This is a genomic window from Paracoccus sp. P2, assembly GCF_046335115.1.
Lineage (GTDB): Bacteria > Pseudomonadota > Alphaproteobacteria > Rhodobacterales > Rhodobacteraceae > Paracoccus > Paracoccus pantotrophus.
In genome coordinates, this window is record NZ_JBGOSN010000112.1 from 1 (window position 1) to 2660 (window position 2660).

Here is a 2660-nt window from a genome sequence, read left to right on the forward strand (position 1 = left end):
CAGAGCGCCGAGCCGCGCGAGATCGCCCGCTTCAACGCCCGGGTGAAAACCGCCGCCAAGCCGCCACCGTAACAGCGCCCCGGCAGCGATATGGAGAGGCTGCTCTCCTTCCAGCCCCCCGGATAGTGCGACGATCCGGGCAACGAGAGCTTATGTCACGACAGGGAAAAAGACCATGAGACGACCCTATTTCCTCGGCACAGCAGCCCTGCCCTTCCTGGTGCTGGCCGGCACCGCCTCGGCCGATTGCGGCAGCCTGACCATTGCCAGCATGAACTGGCAAAGCGCCGAGGTCCTGGCCAGCCTCGATCAGTTCATCCTGAACGAAGGCTATGGCTGCGACGCCGAGATCACCATTGCCGATACCGTCCCGGCCATCACCTCGCTGGTCGAAAAGGGAAAACCCGAAGTGGTTCCCGAAGGCTGGGTCGGGCTGATGCCGGAACTGTTCGAGACCGGGCTTGCCGAGGGCAAGATCGTTTCGGTCGGCAGGGCGCTGTCGGATGGCGGTGTCCAGGGCTGGTTCATCCCCAAATATATCCAGGACGAACATCCCGAGATCCGGACCGCCGCGGATGTCCTTGCCCATCCCGAACTTTTCCCCGCGCCGGAAGAGCCGGGCAAGGGCGCCATCTACACGGGGCCTGCGGGCTGGGGCGGCAATATCGTCACCACGCAGCTTGCCAAGGCCTTCGGCGCCGAGGACAAGGGGTTCGTGCTTGTCGATCCCGGTTCGGCGGCGGGCCATGACGGCGCGGTTGCGCGGGCTTACGAGCGCAGGCAGGGCTGGGTCGGCTATTACTGGGCACCCACGGCTTTGCTCGGCAAATACGAGATGGTGCAGATCGACTTCGGCGCCCCCCTGGACATGGAGGAGTGGAAACGCTGCACGTCGGTCGCCGATTGTCCCGATCCGAAACCCAATTCCTGGCCTGTGGACGAGGTTCTCACGCTGGTGGCCAGGGAGTTCTCGGAAACGACCGACCCAGCCGTCATGGACTACCTGTCGAAGCGCAGCTGGAGCAACGATACCGTCAACGCGCTGATGGCCTGGATGACCGACAATCAGGCCACCGGCGAGGCGGGCGCCCAGGAATTCCTGCGCAATAACGAAGAAACATGGACGCAATGGGTGAGCCCGGATGCGGCCGAGAAGATCAGAGCCGCGCTCTAGGCAAAAGAAAGGGCGCGGCGTCGAAGCCGCGCCCCCCTTCCCCAGCAACAGGCGGACAACATCCTCATGACCTGGCTCACCACATTTCCCCAATTGAAAAGCACCTGGCTGCGCGATCTCCAGCGGCTGATTGACGACGGTTTCCGCAGCTTCACGCGCAGCTACGGCGACCTGATCGAAGGCTTCTTCAGCCCGCTGCAGAGCCTGCTGATCTGGTTCGAACGGCTGCTTCTGGGCACGCCCTGGCCGGTGATCCTGCTGGTCGTGGCCGGCCTGGCCTGGGGCGCCAGCCGCAGCCTGCGCGTGGTGATCGGCTCGGTCGCCACCCTGGTGCTGATCGGCCTCTTCGGCATGTGGGACGACACCATGAAGACCATCTCCATGGTGCTGGCCGCCACGCTTTTGTCGATCGCCGTCGGCCTGCCGCTGGGCATCCTGATGGCGCGCTCGCAGCGGGTGCAGCGGATCATCAGCCCGATCCTCGACATCATGCAGACCATGCCCAGCTTCGTCTACCTGATCCCGGTGGTGATGCTGCTGGGCATCGGCCGGGTGCCGGGGCTGATCGCGGTGGTGATCTATGCCATCCCGCCGATGATCCGGCTGACCAACCTGGGCATCCGCCAGGTCGATCCCGAGGTGCTGGAGGCGGCCGACGCCTTCGGCTCCTCGGCCTGGCAGAAGCTGGTCAAGGCGCAGCTGCCGCTGGCGCTGCCCACCATCATGGCCGGCATCAACCAGACCATCATGATGGCGCTGGCCATGGTGGTGATCGCCTCGATGATCGGGGTGCAGGGGCTGGGCCAGCCGGTGCTGCGCGCCATCAACAACCAGTATTTCACCATGGGCCTGTTCAACGGCTTCGCCATCGTCGGCATCGCCATCCTGTTCGACCGTATCAGCCAGGCCTGGGGCAAGCGGCTGCAGAAACACCATGAGGCCAGCCATGACTGATCCCATCGGCATCGAGATCAAGAACCTCTACAAGATCTTCGGCGCGGACCCCCAGGCCCATGTCGCGGCGGTGCGCGCCGGCATGACCAAGGCCGAGCTGCAGGCCCGCCACGGCCATGTGCTGGGGCTCAGCGACATCAACATCTCCATCGCGCCGGGCAGCATCCAGGTGATCATGGGCCTGTCGGGTTCCGGCAAGTCGACGCTGATCCGCCACATCAACCGGCTGATCGAGCCCACCGCCGGCGAGATCGTGATCGAGGGCCGCAACGTCGTCGGGATGTCCCGCGACGAGCTGCGCGCCTTCCGCCGCCACAAGACCGCGATGGTGTTCCAGAAATTCGGCCTGCTGCCGCATCGCACGGTGCTGGACAATGCCGCCTACGGGCTGGAGGTGCAGGGCATGGCGGAGGCCGAGCGCTATCGCACCGCCATGCGCTGGATCGAGCGGGTGGGCCTTGCCGGCTTCGAGAAGAGCTACCCGAGCCAGCTTTCGGGCGGCATGCAGCAGCGCGTGGGCCTGGCCCGCGCC

The 2660-nt window shown here is 65.3% G+C and carries 3 protein-coding genes; all 3 read left to right on the top strand.

Translation table 11 applies throughout. The features are described from left to right. The first annotated feature begins 175 nt into the window (after positions 1-175). Positions 176-1174 carry an ABC transporter substrate-binding protein gene (locus ACDP63_RS24475; protein ID WP_024846223.1) on the top strand — a complete coding sequence of 333 codons (999 nt, stop codon included), beginning with the start codon at positions 176-178 and terminating at the stop codon, positions 1172-1174. A gap of 66 nt (positions 1175-1240) precedes the next feature. Then, positions 1241-2128: an ABC transporter permease gene (locus ACDP63_RS24480; protein ID WP_024844635.1), complete on the top strand. Its 888-nt coding sequence runs from the start codon at positions 1241-1243 to the stop codon at positions 2126-2128. Continuing rightward, on the top strand, positions 2121-2660 hold a 540-nt coding region (locus tag ACDP63_RS24485), incomplete at its 3' end, for an ATP-binding cassette domain-containing protein (RefSeq protein ID WP_409928819.1). The genes ACDP63_RS24480 and ACDP63_RS24485, both read left to right, overlap by 8 nt.

Excerpts from the sequence above, each read along its gene's own strand:
- ACDP63_RS24475 (WP_024846223.1), top strand. The coding sequence starts at position 176 with ATGAGACGACCCTATTTCCTCGGCACAGCAGCCCTGCCCTTCCTGGTG.
- ACDP63_RS24480 (WP_024844635.1), top strand. The coding sequence starts at position 1,241 with ATGACCTGGCTCACCACATTTCCCCAATTGAAAAGCACCTGGCTGCGC.